Genomic DNA, 15,652 nt, shown 5'->3' with positions numbered 1-15,652 from the left:
TTGATCAAAGCTTTATATTTTACTTTTTTGTAAGTCTATATCATTGGTGCTCGGTTTTCTTGCGACAAGGTTATTTTAATGTTTGAAAGTATTGGTTGGACTACAGCGATTGTTATTGGGGTGGGAGCAACTGTATTGCTCGATGTGTGGAGTTTAATACTCGCAAAAGTGTTTGCAGTATCGTCGCTAAACTTTTGCTTAGTGGGTCGGTGGGTGAGTTTAATGCGTTATGGCCTGTTTAAGCATGCATCAATTAGCCAAGCTGAAGCACAAAACAAAGAGTGCTTAATAGGTTGGTGTGTACATTATTTTATTGGAGTTATTTTTGCCTTGGTTTTCTTACTTTTAGTGCCCAGCGATTGGCTCTCCTCACCAAAGCTTTTCCATGCTTTATTTTTTGGCCTTCTGACTGTTTGTTTTCCTTTTTTTATAATGCAACCAGCCTTGGGTTTAGGTATTGCTGCAAGTAACGCTAAAAAGCCTTTTTTAGCGAGAGTTAAAAGCTGTTTATCACATTGTGTTTTTGGTGTTGGCCTTTATGTTAGCGCGCTTTTATTAACTTTGATGTGAGGTATTACTATGTCGATTAACTACTGGCTAAAACGATGGCAGGATAATGATATTGGTTTTCATGAGCAAAAAGTAAATCCTTTTTTAAACCGTTATTTTACTAACTTAAACATAAAGCAAAATGGGCGAGTGTTTGTGCCTTTATGTGGTAAAACAAACGATATAGCATGGCTACTAAAGAACAAGTTTAATGTTGTGGGAGTGGAATTAAGCGAAAGTGCAATCATACAACTGTTTGATTCATTGTGTTTAACAGCAACAGTCACTCACCATGGTGAGCTAAAACTTTATAAGGCAGGTACTTTGGCCATTTGGGTAGGGGATATTTTCGCTTTAACGGCTCAGTTAATTGGAGAGATTAATGCAATATACGACCGCGGAGCTTTAGTTGCGCTACCTTTCGAGTTACGAAAGAGATATACAGCTCATTTAATAAGTATCACCAATAATGCACCACAACTGCTAATTTGCTGTATCTATGACCAATCTAAACGAGATGGCACGCCTTACAGCGTGAGTGCTCAAGAAGTGTTTGATCATTATCACTGTAGTTATACTCTTCAGTTACTAAAGTGCCAACGTATTGAAAATGGTATTAAAGGCGTTGAACCTGCTAATGCGCTCGTGTGGTTGTTAAGTAAAAAGAATTGCTAGCTTTGTATATTGCATGCAATACTTGAGGCAGATGGATAGATCTTTGCGATAAGCTATAAACTATTAAGTGGGAAAGTTTGCTAAAGTAAGCTTATTGCAAGACATCTTTAACAATAACAAAAGCATTACCTTACTTTAGGATCTCCACATGAAACTACTTAAATCCTCGGCTTTAGTACTGTCGGTAATCGCCGGGCTTTCGTTATCAGGTTGCACTGTAACGCAAAATACCACTGGGAATACAGCTATGAGCCAAGTAAGTAACCCACTTACCCTTGAGCAAATCTATAAAGACAAATACTTTAAAGCACAACGTAGCACTTACTTTAAATGGCTTGATGATGGCACTGGCTACACCGTGCTTGAAGAACGTGAAAGCGAAAAAGATAAAAAAGACGACGCTGATAATGCCAAAGCCGATGATGAAAAAGAGCACGGCGTAAAAGGTAACGATATTGTATTTTATAACGCCGATGGCACGGGTCGCAAAGTTCTGGTTGAGTTTGAAAAGCTACACCCAGAAGGCGCTGAAGAGCCGCTAGCAATCGAAAGCTACCAATGGTCAAAAGACGGTAAATGGCTGATGGTATTTACCAACAGCGAGCAAGTTTGGCGCTCACGCAGCCGCGGAGACTTTTGGTTACTCAATCTTGAGACCAATCAATTACAGCAATTAGGTGGCTTGGATGTTGAGCCAACTAAGCTCATGTTTGCTAAGTTCTCGCCAGATAGCTCAAAAGTGGCTTACGTGCGCGATAACAATATTTATATGCAAGCGGTTGGTAGTCACGATGTAACAGCGCTTACCACCGATGGCAGCGCCACCATTGTTAACGGCAACTTTGATTGGGTTTACGAAGAAGAATTCACTATTGCTGATGGCTTTCGTTGGAGTCCAGATAACAAATCAATCGCTTATTGGCAGCTTGATACCAGTGACGTTAAATTTTTCACTATGATCAACAACACTGATGAGCTCTACCCTACCCTCAAAACATTTCCGTATCCTAAAGCCGGTGAAACCAACTCAGCAGTACGTGTTGGTGTGGTAAGCCTTAGCGACAAACAAACCCGTTGGGCTGAGCTTGAAGGCGACAATCGCGATCGATACATTCCGCGTATTAGCTGGGCAGGCACTGGGAATGAGTTAATGATCCAAGATTTAAACCGCCCACAAAGTCACAACAAGGTGTGGTTATTTGATTGGCAAAAGCAGCAACTGACTAAAATTTTAGAAGACAAAGATGATGCCTTTATTGAATGGTTTTATAAAGCCAATTGGTCAAAAGACGGCAAATTCTTTATTTGGCACAGCGAACGTGACGGCTGGCGTCATCTTTACCGTGTATCGCGCGATGGCAAAAGCATTATTGACCTAACGCCTGGCGATTACGATATTGTTGATATGCTCACTATCAATGAAGATAAAAACGTGATGTATTTTATTGCTTCACCAAACGATCCAGGTCAGCGCTATTTATATCGCACGCCACTTGATGGCAGTAGCAAACCTGTGCGTGTAACCCCTGCTGAGTTTGAAGGCTCTAACAGCTATTACATGTCTAAGGATGCCTCATGGGCAATGCACAGCTATTCTAAATTTGGCACACCGCCCACAAAGCAAATCATTAACGTGAACGATCACACTAATGTAAAAACCTTAGTTGAAAATAACGAGCTAAAAGAAAAGTTAGCTGAGCAAAGCTTACCAAACCATGAGTTTTTTAAAGTGAATGCGCAAGACGGCACTGAGCTTGACGGCTACATTATGTTCCCAGAGAACATGGATAAAAGTAAAAAATACCCGATAGTTTTTTACGTATACGGCGAACCGTGGGGCTCTACAGTACAAGACTGCTATGAAGGCAATAGCTACTTGTATAAATCACTATTAACGCAAAAAGGGTTTATTGTGGCATCGGTTGATAACCGTGGTACTCGCGCACCTAAAGGCCGAGATTGGCGCAAATCGATTTATAAAAAAATCGGCTCAATCACCGTGCAAGATCAAGTAGACGCGCTCGATGCGATGGCCAAACGTTGGGATGTAATAGATACCGACCGCGTTGGCGTGTGGGGACATTCAGGTGGCGGTAGTTCAACGCTTAACTTATTATTCCGCCATGGTGATAAATTTAAAGTAGGGATTGCCTCAGCGCCCGTGCCAGATATACGTTTATACGACACTATTTACCAAGAGCGTTATGCGGGTAACCCAAATACCGATCCAGAGAGCTACGATAACACCTCGCCTATCACCTTTGCTAAAAACTTAACCGGTAAGCTATTGCTTATTCACGGCACGGGTGATGACAACGTGCACTACCAAGGCTCAGAGCGTTTAATTGACGAACTTGTTAAGCACAATAAACAGTTTGAGTTTTTCTCATACCCAAACCGCTCACATAGCCTACGTGAAGGTAAAGGCACCGCCCTGCACTATCACACTATGATGGCCGAGTTTTTTGAAAAGAACTTACTAACTAAGTAATCGATTTAAAAAAGTAAAATACTGAAGCCGCATACTAATTATGAGTGTGCGGCTTTTTTGATCAAAGTGTAACGGGGGTTTACAAAGCGTAGGTTGGGTAGAGAGCAAAGAAACCAACGAAAAAATGTATTTCTTCAACCCAAATCTGTTACTTAACATCAAGCGGCGTAAAGTTTGGCGCCGCTTTACAAAGCTCGTCATATAACATTTCGTCACCATTACTTCTTTCTGATTCAGGTAAAATCACACCATGTAACTGCGAACGAAGCTCGTCCCACCTTGCGTCCAGTACTTGCCAATTATATTCGTCATAAGTCCCTTTGAAAATGACAGGTTTAATTTCGATAAATGGCAGCTCTTTCTCTTCATACTGGCTAGCTTCGAATTCTCTTTGCCACCTTGAGCCAAGACGATCTACACGACCTATTTGCTGTTCTACAACACCTGGATTCCATTCAGGATGAAGTAGGTAGACAACTCTACATGCCTGATGTAAGTTTAAGCCTTCGCGGCCTACTACTGATTGAGCTACAACAACTTTAGGGAAGCTATTCTGGCGATTAAAGCCTAGTTGCATAACCCTTCGACTATGTGCTTCGGTACCACCGTACATTAGGCGTGCCATACCACCGCGCACATGAGTAAACTCATTAGCAACACGTTGAGTGATGACTTTCCATAAGTTATTTGCTTCCCCAGGGTCTAATTCTCCATCTCCATTCTCATCACCTTCATTTTTAGCTGTTACTACATTCATTAAGTCTTTAAAGCCTTGAGCAAGCTCAAGTGCAGATAAATCAAAGCCCTCTTTATCTATTAACTCAAAAATCGCATTCGCAAAGCTCATAAGGTTTGCTTTTTGATCAGACTCTTTTGAATCGACAGTTACTTTAAAAGCATAAAATAAAGCTGAAGTTCTTGCATCAAAAACGTTAGCCTTAGCTTCTTCAATACGTTCAACTAGAGTATTTTTTGCTTTATCAATTCTATAAGTATGTTGGTTGTATTGCTTTGCAAGTTTCTGATTAACTTCTTCAATACTCCAAGAAAGTTTAAGCTGCTTAAGTGCAGCCAGAGCGGCTAACTCTTCCGATTCAGCGCTATTTTCCGCTGAGGTATGAATTTTACTTTGGGGCCAATATTTTTCTTGCTGAAGTGATCTTAGCATTTCTCGGGCATTTAGTAGGTTTACTAACGCGCGCATTGGTTTAGTCATCTTACCAAAAACGAGGGCTTTTTGATTCTTACTTAAGTCTTTTTCAATCTCTTCAATGACTTTAATAATTGCAGGGTGGCTATAAAGTGATTCTTCACCAGACTGATATGAATTAGCAATAATTGATTGCCACCATTGAGCTCTTTGTTCTTTTTTGCTTGGTAAAGTAACGTTTTCAATTTCTAACACATCATCATCTATTGATGAGTTAATTGATTTGTCGATTATGCCTGCGATACCATGACCATTTGCTAGTGTTAGTCTGGCTCTTTTAGATGTTGAGTCTGTTTGCATAATAGATGATGCAGAAAGCCCTTCAACTGCACAGACTATCTTTTTCCATTCAGTTGAAAGACCTGATATTTCTACATTTACGGGCAATTGTTTACGGTAAGCATTTATAGGTAAACCCGACACCTTATTAAAGGCCTTTATGGTGTCATCTTGACGCTTATCTCTTCGAAACAAGTAAGGTGATAAAACCTGCTGGAATTTAGTTGATGTTTCTTTAAATTGCTGGCGAATAACAGGATCTGAGCGCCAAGTTTGCTTTAGTTTAGAAACTATTTGCGCATATTCTTTAACGATCTCTAGGATTTTATCTCGATTTTCTTTTGGCAGATCTATTCTGCTGAGCATATCTTCCCACTGTCCAACACCTAGCTCAACAGGTGTTGCTGTCATAGCAAGGTTACGGGTTGATTCAGTTTTTAATACGATATTATTTAAAATGGTACTTAAGCTACTCGTTTCGCCTCTACTCTTGTGAGCTTCGTCTATCACCACTAAATCAAATGCTCCTAATCCAAGGCCTACTGCTTTTTCTAGTAGTGTTCGATACTCACTGCCAGCTGAAAAAACATTCCCATCAAAACCACTCATACCCCAATTGAAATTATTAATCACATAATTTAGGGTTTTGTTGATTACATGTTTTTTAGGTAGTTTATCGGCATGGTTAACTATGTTTCTCGCACATACTTCAGCTTCCCAAGATACTAAATCTGAACGCTGATGATAACCTCTAGGAACACTGCCATTATGAGCTTTATGGTATTGACCGTAAATTTCAGGTAATAAGGCCCAGCGATCAGCTTTAGAACTTACACCTAATCGCCAATTAGCAAAATTTTGCGAAAGTAATACAACACTCTCATTTGCCCATGGTTCTGCGGTTTCTTCCTCTTTATATGCGTCAAGAAATCCCCATAAACTTCGTATAATAGGTTTTGGTTTTAAGTGCTTGTCTCTGTCTTCAAGCTCATTTTGCCATTGAAACCCGAGTGTTGTAGGCAATACAACTAATACTCGGCCACCGGCTTTTTTAACAGCATTAATAAGCTCAACAGAAATTCGCGTTTTACCCATACCTACTTCATCAGCAATGATTGCGCCAGACTTGGGCAATGTTTTAATCAAATTGTGGACACTAAGTTTTTGGCCCTCATTTAACATTTCATTGCTCTCTAAGGAATCTGTAATGATATTAGAAACTTGCTCCCAACCTTTAAAGTTCATTACTGTTCTCCTAATCTTGCTAATGTCACTAACCCTACTTTTTGCTCTATTCGTTTTAGCACTTTTTCATATTGAGCCCCTGATTCAGTGGCGGCTGATTCTGCATAACTAGGTCTAAATGGCGGCTGCCATAACGCTGAGAGGGGGTTGATAGCTATCTCTTTGAAGAATAAAAAAGCTGAGTTATTTTTTAGTTGAGAAAATGTTTGCTCTAAGCGAATACACCATTGCAACCAGTCTTTTTCTAGTACGTGTGTTTGCTTTTCAGCAATAAGCTCTATCAATGTCATCATTGAGTTGATTGAATAGCTTTTATCTATTCTAACATCGAGTTCAGCGCCTGTTGATATGCTTTCTTCGGTAATATCTTCACCATTGGAATCTTCAGCATCTGAGCTTGGCAGTAGTGGAAAAGAGCTAAATATATACCAGGCATCATCCAATGCGAGCTCAGGTAGCTCTGTTGCTGCTACTCGGCCATACTCATCAATAACGGGAATATCTGCTGTGTGTGTGGTGCCATTATCTAGCCAGGAAACGGTAAGCTGCCTTGGTGCTTTTCCGGACCAAAGTAGCCTTTCTTCAGATTCTAATGTGAACTTGTCAGCTCCTGCGCATACAATACTAAATACTTCTTTAAATGGCGTGCTTGGTATTAAAGCGTATGTATCATTTTCAAGTTCTTCAAGTATAAAGTATGTAATTGGTAGAGATATGTGTTCAGCTTCATGCTCAGGCATGTCGCAGCCTGCATTTAATTGAGCTGTTTCAGGAATTAAATATTCGCTATCAAAGCAAACTGGTAACTTTAAGCTCAAAGCGGTTTCGTGGTTTTCCTCCCCATGCCAAGTAGTCCCTTTTGCATTGAACACGACTCCTGCCTCTAAGTTACCTCCAAATTTGGACGCTTTTTGAGTAAAACCTGGAGCTGTTAAATTACCTGATCCTAAGTACACCCATGCTCTTTTACAAGCATCTTCGTTTTCTGATTTTTTTGCACAGAAAATAAACTTTGCGTGCAAGTTGCGCTGCATTTGACCATCTTGATATAGAGGATCATATGCCTTTAAGACTTGCCAATTATCTCTTTGCAAACTAGGTAAGCTACTTGCTACTGATTGACAAGCGTGCTGACTAACTACAATGCTTTTTTCTACATTTTTTGTTAGCAGGCTTTCATCACTTAAGCGCTGGTTGATAAGAGCAATAACACTTGGAACTTCAGAGCTTGAGCCACCTTCATAGAAGCCTGAGCCTAAAGTCAAATAATTACGTTTTTTATCATTGCAATGGTGCTTTACTAAAGTGGGGAGTTGATCAAGTAATGATGTTGAGCGGTTATCAAAAAATCGAGGTTTTATGTATTTTTCAATTTTAATGTCATCAAGCAGCTTGTGGAATTTCTCATATTTCTTGTGGGTGTTAGATAGTCGCTTTTTAGTGTCATTATTTCTCAAAATAGCGATATCGAAATGGCTAATAACATCATTTAAAAATTGATAAGCACTAGCAATGTCTGCATTACCTTGAGCATCTTGCTTATCAAGTTGAACATCAATAGACCATACAAGATCTAAACTGTCTTCAAGTGTTTGCCTAGTCCAATTACCTGTTGAAACAATTAACCTAATAAGGTGCTCATCAGTATCGATTGCCTTAAATATTAATAGCGCAACTTTACTGTGCAATAAGTTAAAAGGTTTATTAGCATCATGTTTGAAGGGTAAATGCAGTAAGCCAGGGCATGTAATTGGTGAAATTTGTGCGTGATTTGGGTCGAGCATTAATGCAAGGCTAATATCACCTTGATAAGCCCGTTGCCCTTTCATATTTAGGGTGAACTTCTCTAACGCATCATTAAAGAATTCAGCGTCAGCGGAGTAGCCTGTTATAAGTCCAAACTCACCTTTGTAGTTTCTTGGGGCGGTAAAATAACTCGCTAGTGATAGCGCTAGTTTCTTACACATCATTATCACCTTTTGGCTCTAACCATTGATCCAGTTTATTTTCAAAGTCTTGATTAAGCGCGTACATATTCCAAACTCGAAACGAAATATCGTGTGGAAATAGTGAAGAGTCTTCAACTTTTTCATTGTTCACAGTTTCAGGCTTACCAAATGCAGCAGCGGGAAGGACATGAGTGCCTCTGCAGCGAAGTACAACTTCATCCCTTTCTAACAGTGACTTGAGAATACTAACATCATCACTTTGCATACATTGTTTTGCGAAATGGTTGGCTTCTTTTCCTATGCTTGGGTCATGTTCAAGACTTAGAAAATCATTGGCAGCCACTTTTAATTTATTTACAGCTTTACAAATACTTTCTAAAAGAGGTGTTGTAAGGTCAAGTTTTGGTGGGTTCAAAGGCGCAATTTCGGCTTCAATCATATTAAGTAAATCTAATGATTTATTTCTTAGAGAAAAGAACAAAGCACCACTTTTTAAGTCATCAAAATGAGTTTCTTCTATGAAAGGTGGCCTTGTCCAATCAACATAGTTGTGAAGGTCATTTGACTTTGCCCACTCAAGTATACCTTTTCTTCTACTGACATTTTGAGGCTCACCTGACAATAAAGCTTGAGTGAATACATTTAAGGCATGTTGCTCTAAACGCACTATCGGAGAAAGTACATAAAGTAAATTATTATGGCTTGATGTTTCAGAGGAAGGCAGCTGCTTTTCGTTTTTGACCCACCTTGCTAAAAACGCTGTAATATTTAATTTATGGCATTTATAACCCATAGAAGCAGCATCTATAAAGTCTCTACCTTGCTGGCTTAAGCTAAAGCTATTGAATCGATCACCTTTAGATTCAACGAACCCTAAACCTGGTAATGCTTGTACTGTGCTCATGCGCATTGGCTGAGTCACATAGAAGTTATTGCTGCTGAAAGTTTTATAGGTTAAATCTACAGGGCTATTTAATTTAGTTCTGCCTCTTAGGCGATTATCCGCACGCCAGTCATTCGTATAGTATGCTAAATGGCAAGCAAGTGCTTCGATAGCGTTAGTGACTTGAATATTTGTAACTTGCTTACCTGTTTGCCTTACTGTTTCAGCAACATCAATACCTAAACAAGCTAGAAAGACAGTTTTGGCATATTTTACCCCACCTAACCCAGGTACTGCTAAATCGTTAAATTTACGTACTATAGAGCTTAAACCTAACGTTCGTGTTCGTCTTTGAGAAATGACCTTTTCTGGCCCCATTAACCCCCAATCCATATGTGTTCCCTTTATATATTTTTAGTGCTAATTAAGCTTTCAACTTTTAATATAGTTATCCAAAATGATACAACACTGTTGCGACAAAAACTTGTCGCGGCTTTGCTACTTATTTAAAACAGGTTAAATTAATTAAGCTATATTTTGGTTTTTATGATTCTTTAACAAAAGTTCCATTTAAACTTGTGGCAACTACGATGTAAGCAAATAGCAATGTAGTCTATTCAAATGATTTATTCTATGTTTTTATAAGGTTAATGAATATATCAAGTGGCCAATTTGAAGTTAGTATTGGACACTCCTGTAAACTACGGCTGTAGTTATTGCCATCAGGAGTTATTGGCAAACACTCACAAACAAGCTATGGAGCTAGCAATACGAATCAGCATTTAAAAGTTTATGGTTTTTTAGCCAAAAATAAGGTGGAGATTTACGGTGTGTAGCTAGCGAGGAATAAAAAAGCGCGAGAATGTTAACTCTCGCGCTGTTCTTCAAATGAGCTCAGTGCTTTAATAAAAAGCTTTTAAGGCTTAAATATCGAAGCGGTCGGCGTTCATTACTTTAACCCACGCTTTTACAAAGTCTTGCACAAAACGCTGTTTGTTATCGTCTTGCGCGTAAAACTCGGCTAAGGCTCTTAGAATAGAGTTTGAACCAAACACTAAGTCAACACGGGTTGCCGTCCATTTAGTATTACCAGTGCTGCGATCAACGATATTAAAGGTACTTTTGCTGGTAGGCTCCCAGCGGTTGTTCATATCAGTTAAATTAACAAAGAAATCATTTGTTAAAGTCCCTACATTATCTGTAAATACACCGTGCTGAGTGTCACCGTGGTTAGTGCCAAGCATGCGCATGCCACCCATTAATACAGTCACTTCAGGAGCGGTTAAGCCCATTAGCTGGCTGCGCTCTAACAGTAACTCCTCAGCTGATACAGAGTAGTCTTGTTTTAACCAGTTTCTAAAGCCATCATGAGTTGGCTCTAATACATCGAACGATTCTGCATCAGTCATTTTGTCAGTGGCATCACCTCGTCCTGGTGCAAACGGTACTGTTATATCTACCCCAGCTGCTTTAGCTGCTTGTTCTACGGCGGCTGTACCACCAAGAACAATTAGGTCGGCTAAGCTAACTGGTTTGCTTAAACCTGCTTGTACTTGCTCAAGTGCAGCTAATACCTTTGCCAAGCGCTCTGGTTCATTACCTTGCCAATCTTTTTGAGGGGCTAGACGAATACGTGCACCATTAGCGCCACCACGGTGATCTGAACCGCGGTAAGTGCGGGCACTATCCCATGCAGTGCTGATCAGGTCATTCGCTTTAATGCCGCAATTTAGTAATTTAGCTTTTAGCTCTGCAATCTCAGAATCTGATAAGGTGTAATCGACACTTGGGATTGGGTCTTGCCAGATTAAATCTTCACTTGGTACATCAGCACCTAAGTAACGGGCTTTAGGTCCTAGGTCACGGTGAGTGAGTTTAAACCAAGCGCGAGCGAATACGTCGCTAAAGTATTCGAAATCATTATAAAAACGTTCAATGATCTTACGATATTCAGGGTCCATTTTCATTGCCATATCGGCATCGGTCATTATCGGATTTAAACGAATTGACGGGTCTTCAACATCAACGGGTTTATCCTCTGCTTTAATGTTTACAGGCTCCCACTGGTGCGCACCTGCTGGGCTTTTAGTCAGCTCCCACTCGTAGTTTAAAAGTAAGTAACAGTAGCCATTATCCCACTTAGTTGGGTGTGTGGTCCACGCGCCTTCGATGCCTGATGTCATAGTGTCACGCCCGATACCGCGTGTTTTATGGTTATTCCAACCAAGACCTTGCTCAAATACATCGGCGGCTTCAGGCTCTGGGCCCAAATTGTCTTCACTGCCATTGCCGTGAGTTTTACCTACAGTATGACCACCTACAGTAAGTGCTGCGGTTTCTTCATCATTCATTGCCATACGGGCAAAGGTTTCACGCACTTGCTCAGCAGTTTTAAGTGGATTAGGCTCTCCATTGACACCTTCCGGGTTAACGTAAATTAAGCCCATCTGGACAGCCGCTAATGGATTATCCATGGTGCTAGGTTTTTCGACATTGTCGTAACGTTCATCACTTGGTGCAAGCCACTCTTTTTCAGCGCCCCAATACACGTCTTTTTCAGGGTGCCAAATATCCTCGCGGCCACCGGCAAATCCAAAGGTTTTTAAACCCATTGATTCGTAGGCCATGTTACCGGCCAAAATAATTAAATCAGCCCAGGATAATTTATTGCCATATTTTTTCTTGATAGGCCAAAGTAAACGTCGTGCTTTATCTAGGTTGGCGTTATCGGGCCATGAGTTTAACGGTGCAAAGCGTTGATTCGCGGTGCCACCGCCGCCACGTCCATCTGCTAAACGGTAAGACCCTGCTGAGTGCCAAGCCATGCGGATCATCAAGCCACCATAATGACCCCAGTCAGCTGGCCACCAATCTTGACTCGACGTCATAAGGTTTTTTAAATCGGTTTTAACCGCTTCAAGGTCTAGTTTTTTAAACTCTTCAGCGTAATTAAAATCATCGCCGTATGGATTCGTTTTTGTGTCGTGTTGGTGAAGAATGTCGAAGTTTAATGCGTTTGGCCACCAATCAGTATTAGATTTAGAAGATTGTGTGTTGCTGCCATGCATTATTGGGCATTTACCTGCACTAGAATTACTCATGTTTGTCCCTGCCTAAGAAAATAAAATTTAATCGGAAACTGTAACTGACGGTTATTTAATAGATTCAATATAGCTGATTTATGTTGGAAAACTAGGTGTAAGCAATGCTTTAAAGCGATTGCAGTCATCTATTAATTAGATGCAGAGGTTTACAAAATATCCTTATAAAATGAGACTATAACCAATAAGCACTTAATACATTATAATTACTGACTGTTAACTCTTAAATGCTGAGCTTCTTAAAAGAGTCACGTAAAAACTGCCTCCAAGTGTGGTTTTTTAAGCAAGTTATAATAGGGGCTACAAAAAGTAGGCCGGGTACAGTGAAACTAATTTAGACAACAAATAATTAGGCTAATTTGGCGGTTTAACAGTGTCTATAGGTTAAAATATACCATGTATAGCCATTCAAAAAGAAAGCGGTAAAGACAGGTCGCGGCCCACTTTCACTCATTTCAATAGAAAAACGCAAAAAACATGATGTGATCTACGTTTCTTCTGCTTAGCTTTAAATGCCTTATAGCTTTAAGCTTGTATCAAGCTTGATTATCTCACCGGATAAGACATCAAAAGTATAATAAAGCGTCTCACTTTTCGTATTGGTATAAATCAAAAGCATTTCATTCTTGATTACTTGATAGCCTTCAATATTATTCATAACAGACTTTAAGTTTGAGCCATCATATTCAGAAACCAACAACTCTTTCATATCATTTTGGTTTAAAAAACCATCTTTGTTCGTATCTTTTCGTGCAACAGAATAAATATTTTTACTTAAAATATTTATTCTGTTTCTTTTGATTGAGTTGGTGAAAAGTCTACAATTAGCGCATTATTTTCAAATAATAAGAGATTCTTTTCACCAGGTTTAGTAAACATCAAATTGACTGCATTACTACTTAAATTCAGTGAGGATGAAACAACCATCATTTATGCATTTGAATTATAAGATTGCTCTTCTATTATTTTATCCGAGGTTACCTCTAAGATATGCACATCTTTAATTTGACCAACGTATTTTTTTTCTAGCTTAGGTTTTTCCTTGTGGGCATTCCTATGATCAATGACTTGAACCTTTGGTTCAGAGTAATCTTTTTTAAAAAAGCCACTGAATACATCTTTACCAATAGCAAAAATTACAATTATTGCTGCGATAGAGCAATATCTTATTAGATTTTTCAATAAAACCCATGATGTGAGTACTCAACTATAACTCCTTGTAGCGCTCGTTTAATCGGCGCTAAATAGCAGGTTAAAATTAGTAACTAGGAGCGCAAGCCAGCAGTATTGGCTCCTTTGGTTATGCTGTTGTTATTTAGTTACACACAACACCTTACCAAAAACACTTGCTTTGGTAAGTTCACATTGTTGAGTGCCATTTTTAATTTTTATTGCATCACCACAACTTGTATCGCGAACAATAGGTTGACCATTATTTGGCTCAATGGTTACCTTTCTAGCACCACATAGCTCGTAAGCTTTTTTTAACCAACTACCAAGTAACTCATTGCCTATATCGGTCTGACCTTTTGCTGAGACAATAAATGAATTAGCACTATCATTCGCATATATTGTGAATTTAACGTCTTCTTTTGAAAGGCTATCCAAACTAAATAAACACAAGACTAAAGGCATAAAGTTTGATTTCATATTGCTACATACGAGCTTGCAGATTAACTCGCTTTAAATTTATTTACTGATAGGAACAACCTTATCTGAGTTCCTAATTTGGTTCAATTGCTTACTTTAAGCTCTCATAAAAGAAAATTTGCTATTTGAATGATTTTTTAGGAGGGCTAGCGGGTATTTGAGTGATTTATTTTGAGGATATTGACGATCTCTTCTTAATATAGCCTGTTTGCAGTTTTTCACTTTAAGGAATGTAAGCCCTATAAACTAAGCTGTTTGAAACTGTTTAATAAAAAGCTGTCGTCGACCTATTATGCTCTCTATTTTTATTCTTGTGATACAAATGACTCTTTTCGCAATTCATTATCTTTAGACTAAATGTGTCGCACAGTTTAAATTCGTAGGTTTATCGTTTTCCTTTGCTCATAGAACACCTATCTTTTAAGCTAAAATGTAACTTACTTGGTATCTAGTAATCTATGACTGGTTCACTATTGTCGCTTAAAAATTATAAGCGAGTTGCCCTTCCCTGTTGCAACCAATAAATGTCGGTTATCAGGTGTGAGAGTCAGTGATGAGACTCCCTTTAATTTTTGCTCACCAACATTATAAAAAGACTCTTTCAAAGCGATCTTTCCATCTTTTTGTACGTTAAACACATGCAAACCAATTCCTAACTCACCTGCGGCGTAAAGCGTGTCACCCTTGTTTGGTATGGCTAAACTGCTGGCCCCTTTTAAGCCATCATTTCCAATATCAGCGTTAGTGATAGCATCTATAAAACGATATTTTCCATTTGGTGCTTTTTGTAATACCACAATTGAATGGCTTCCAGAGCATGCTATATATAAAAACTGCCCATTTGACGAAGTCACAATTTTTTGCGGATTGAGACACTGAATTACACCATTTTCACTGTGTTCAATGACTTGCTTAATAGATAAGGCTCCATTAGTTTGCCTATCAAAAATAGTTAATTGGTTTTCATAACCAAGTACGAACAACGCATTATTTGATGGTGATAACGCAAGGCTTACAGGTTTCCCCAAACTATCGGCATAGGGTTTTGCGTGTGTTATTTTTTGTTTAAATGCGACTGTATGATCTGCTTTTACATCAAAAATTGAGATGGCATTGCTCATATAGCTTGCTACTAAAAGCTGCTTTTCGCTTGCTGGGTGAATGACTTCCCACGCGCCAAGTAAGCCAAGTGTGTCTGGTGATTTTAAAATAGTGTTATCTGTAAATACGTTTTTATAACTTAGGCCATCACTTAGCGTCTGGCTATAGGTAATGGTTTTATCTATTTCATTAAATAGCGTTAATGCGCCACCATATACCCAAACCACCTCAAGGTGCTAGTTTCAGTTGGAATTAAAAACGATTTAGGCAAGGCATTGATTGCAAGTAATAGTGGTTCTATTGTTAAAATCAANNCTGTGAAACGCTGAATTCTGCACCTTGAGGTGGCTTGGGTATAAAACCCTGTTACAGCGACTAGACGATATTTTGGCAGGTAAGTTAATCCCGACGCGCCTTCTAAGCCTTTAAAAGTAGGTGGCGAGTTTTTAAATAGACGCTTAAAAGTAAGGTTAAAATGCTTGTCAGCGTTGAAAACAGCCACTGCATTATCGTCACCGC

The 15,652-nt window shown here is 39.2% G+C and carries 10 protein-coding genes; 3 read left to right on the top strand and 7 right to left on the bottom strand.

Annotated elements, in window-relative coordinates; genetic code table 11:
- Positions 1 to 78: 78 nt before the first annotated feature.
- The 3 genes from CSC79_RS01450 to CSC79_RS01440 all read left to right on the top strand — a co-directional run bounded on the left by CSC79_RS01450 (position 79) and on the right by CSC79_RS01440 (position 3,715).
- Positions 79 to 570: a DUF2938 domain-containing protein gene (locus tag CSC79_RS01450; protein WP_099293232.1), complete on the top strand. Its 492-nt coding sequence runs from the start codon at positions 79 to 81 to the stop codon at positions 568 to 570.
- A gap of 9 nt (positions 571 to 579) precedes the next feature.
- Positions 580 to 1,224: a thiopurine S-methyltransferase gene (gene tmpT, locus CSC79_RS01445; protein WP_099293230.1), complete on the top strand. Its 645-nt coding sequence runs from the start codon at positions 580 to 582 to the stop codon at positions 1,222 to 1,224.
- 148 nt (positions 1,225 to 1,372) lie between these two features.
- Positions 1,373 to 3,715 carry a S9 family peptidase gene (locus tag CSC79_RS01440; protein ID WP_099293228.1) on the top strand — a complete coding sequence of 781 codons (2,343 nt, stop codon included), beginning with the start codon at positions 1,373 to 1,375 and terminating at the stop codon, positions 3,713 to 3,715.
- 148 nt (positions 3,716 to 3,863) lie between these two features.
- Here the strand turns inward: CSC79_RS01440 and CSC79_RS01435 are convergent, their stop codons facing one another.
- The 7 genes from CSC79_RS01435 to CSC79_RS01405 form a co-directional block, all read right to left on the bottom strand.
- Positions 3,864 to 6,449, bottom strand: a complete 2,586-nt coding sequence (locus tag CSC79_RS01435; protein ID WP_099293226.1) for an SNF2-related protein — start codon at positions 6,447 to 6,449, stop codon at positions 3,864 to 3,866.
- Entirely contained in the window at positions 6,449 to 8,416 is a 1,968-nt protein-coding gene (locus CSC79_RS01430) for a hypothetical protein (protein ID WP_099293224.1), read from the bottom strand. The genes CSC79_RS01435 and CSC79_RS01430 overlap by 1 nt, the downstream gene beginning before the upstream one ends.
- A complete protein-coding gene (locus tag CSC79_RS01425; protein WP_099293222.1) occupies positions 8,409 to 9,674 on the bottom strand; it encodes a hypothetical protein in 1,266 nt (421 codons plus the stop codon). The genes CSC79_RS01430 and CSC79_RS01425 overlap by 8 nt, the downstream gene beginning before the upstream one ends.
- 530 nt (positions 9,675 to 10,204) lie before the next feature.
- Entirely contained in the window at positions 10,205 to 12,382 is a 2,178-nt protein-coding gene (gene katG, locus CSC79_RS01420; protein ID WP_099293220.1) for a catalase/peroxidase HPI, read from the bottom strand.
- Between the two features lie 930 nt (positions 12,383 to 13,312).
- Entirely contained in the window at positions 13,313 to 13,564 is a 252-nt protein-coding gene (locus CSC79_RS20155) for a hypothetical protein (protein WP_237113936.1), read from the bottom strand.
- 129 nt (positions 13,565 to 13,693) lie between these two features.
- Positions 13,694 to 14,032, bottom strand: coding sequence for a hypothetical protein (locus CSC79_RS01410; RefSeq protein ID WP_099293218.1), 339 nt, complete (start codon positions 14,030 to 14,032; stop codon positions 13,694 to 13,696).
- A gap of 470 nt (positions 14,033 to 14,502) precedes the next feature.
- Positions 14,503 to 15,360 (bottom strand): beta-propeller fold lactonase family protein, encoded by an 858-nt coding sequence (locus tag CSC79_RS01405; protein WP_099293216.1) that lies wholly within the window; start codon positions 15,358 to 15,360, stop codon positions 14,503 to 14,505.
- Positions 15,361 to 15,652: the final 292 nt, after the last annotated feature.

It is taken from the genome of Pseudoalteromonas sp. 3D05 (genome assembly GCF_002723455.1).
Lineage (GTDB): Bacteria > Pseudomonadota > Gammaproteobacteria > Enterobacterales > Alteromonadaceae > Pseudoalteromonas.
This window is presented reverse-complemented; position numbering and strand designations above follow the sequence as displayed.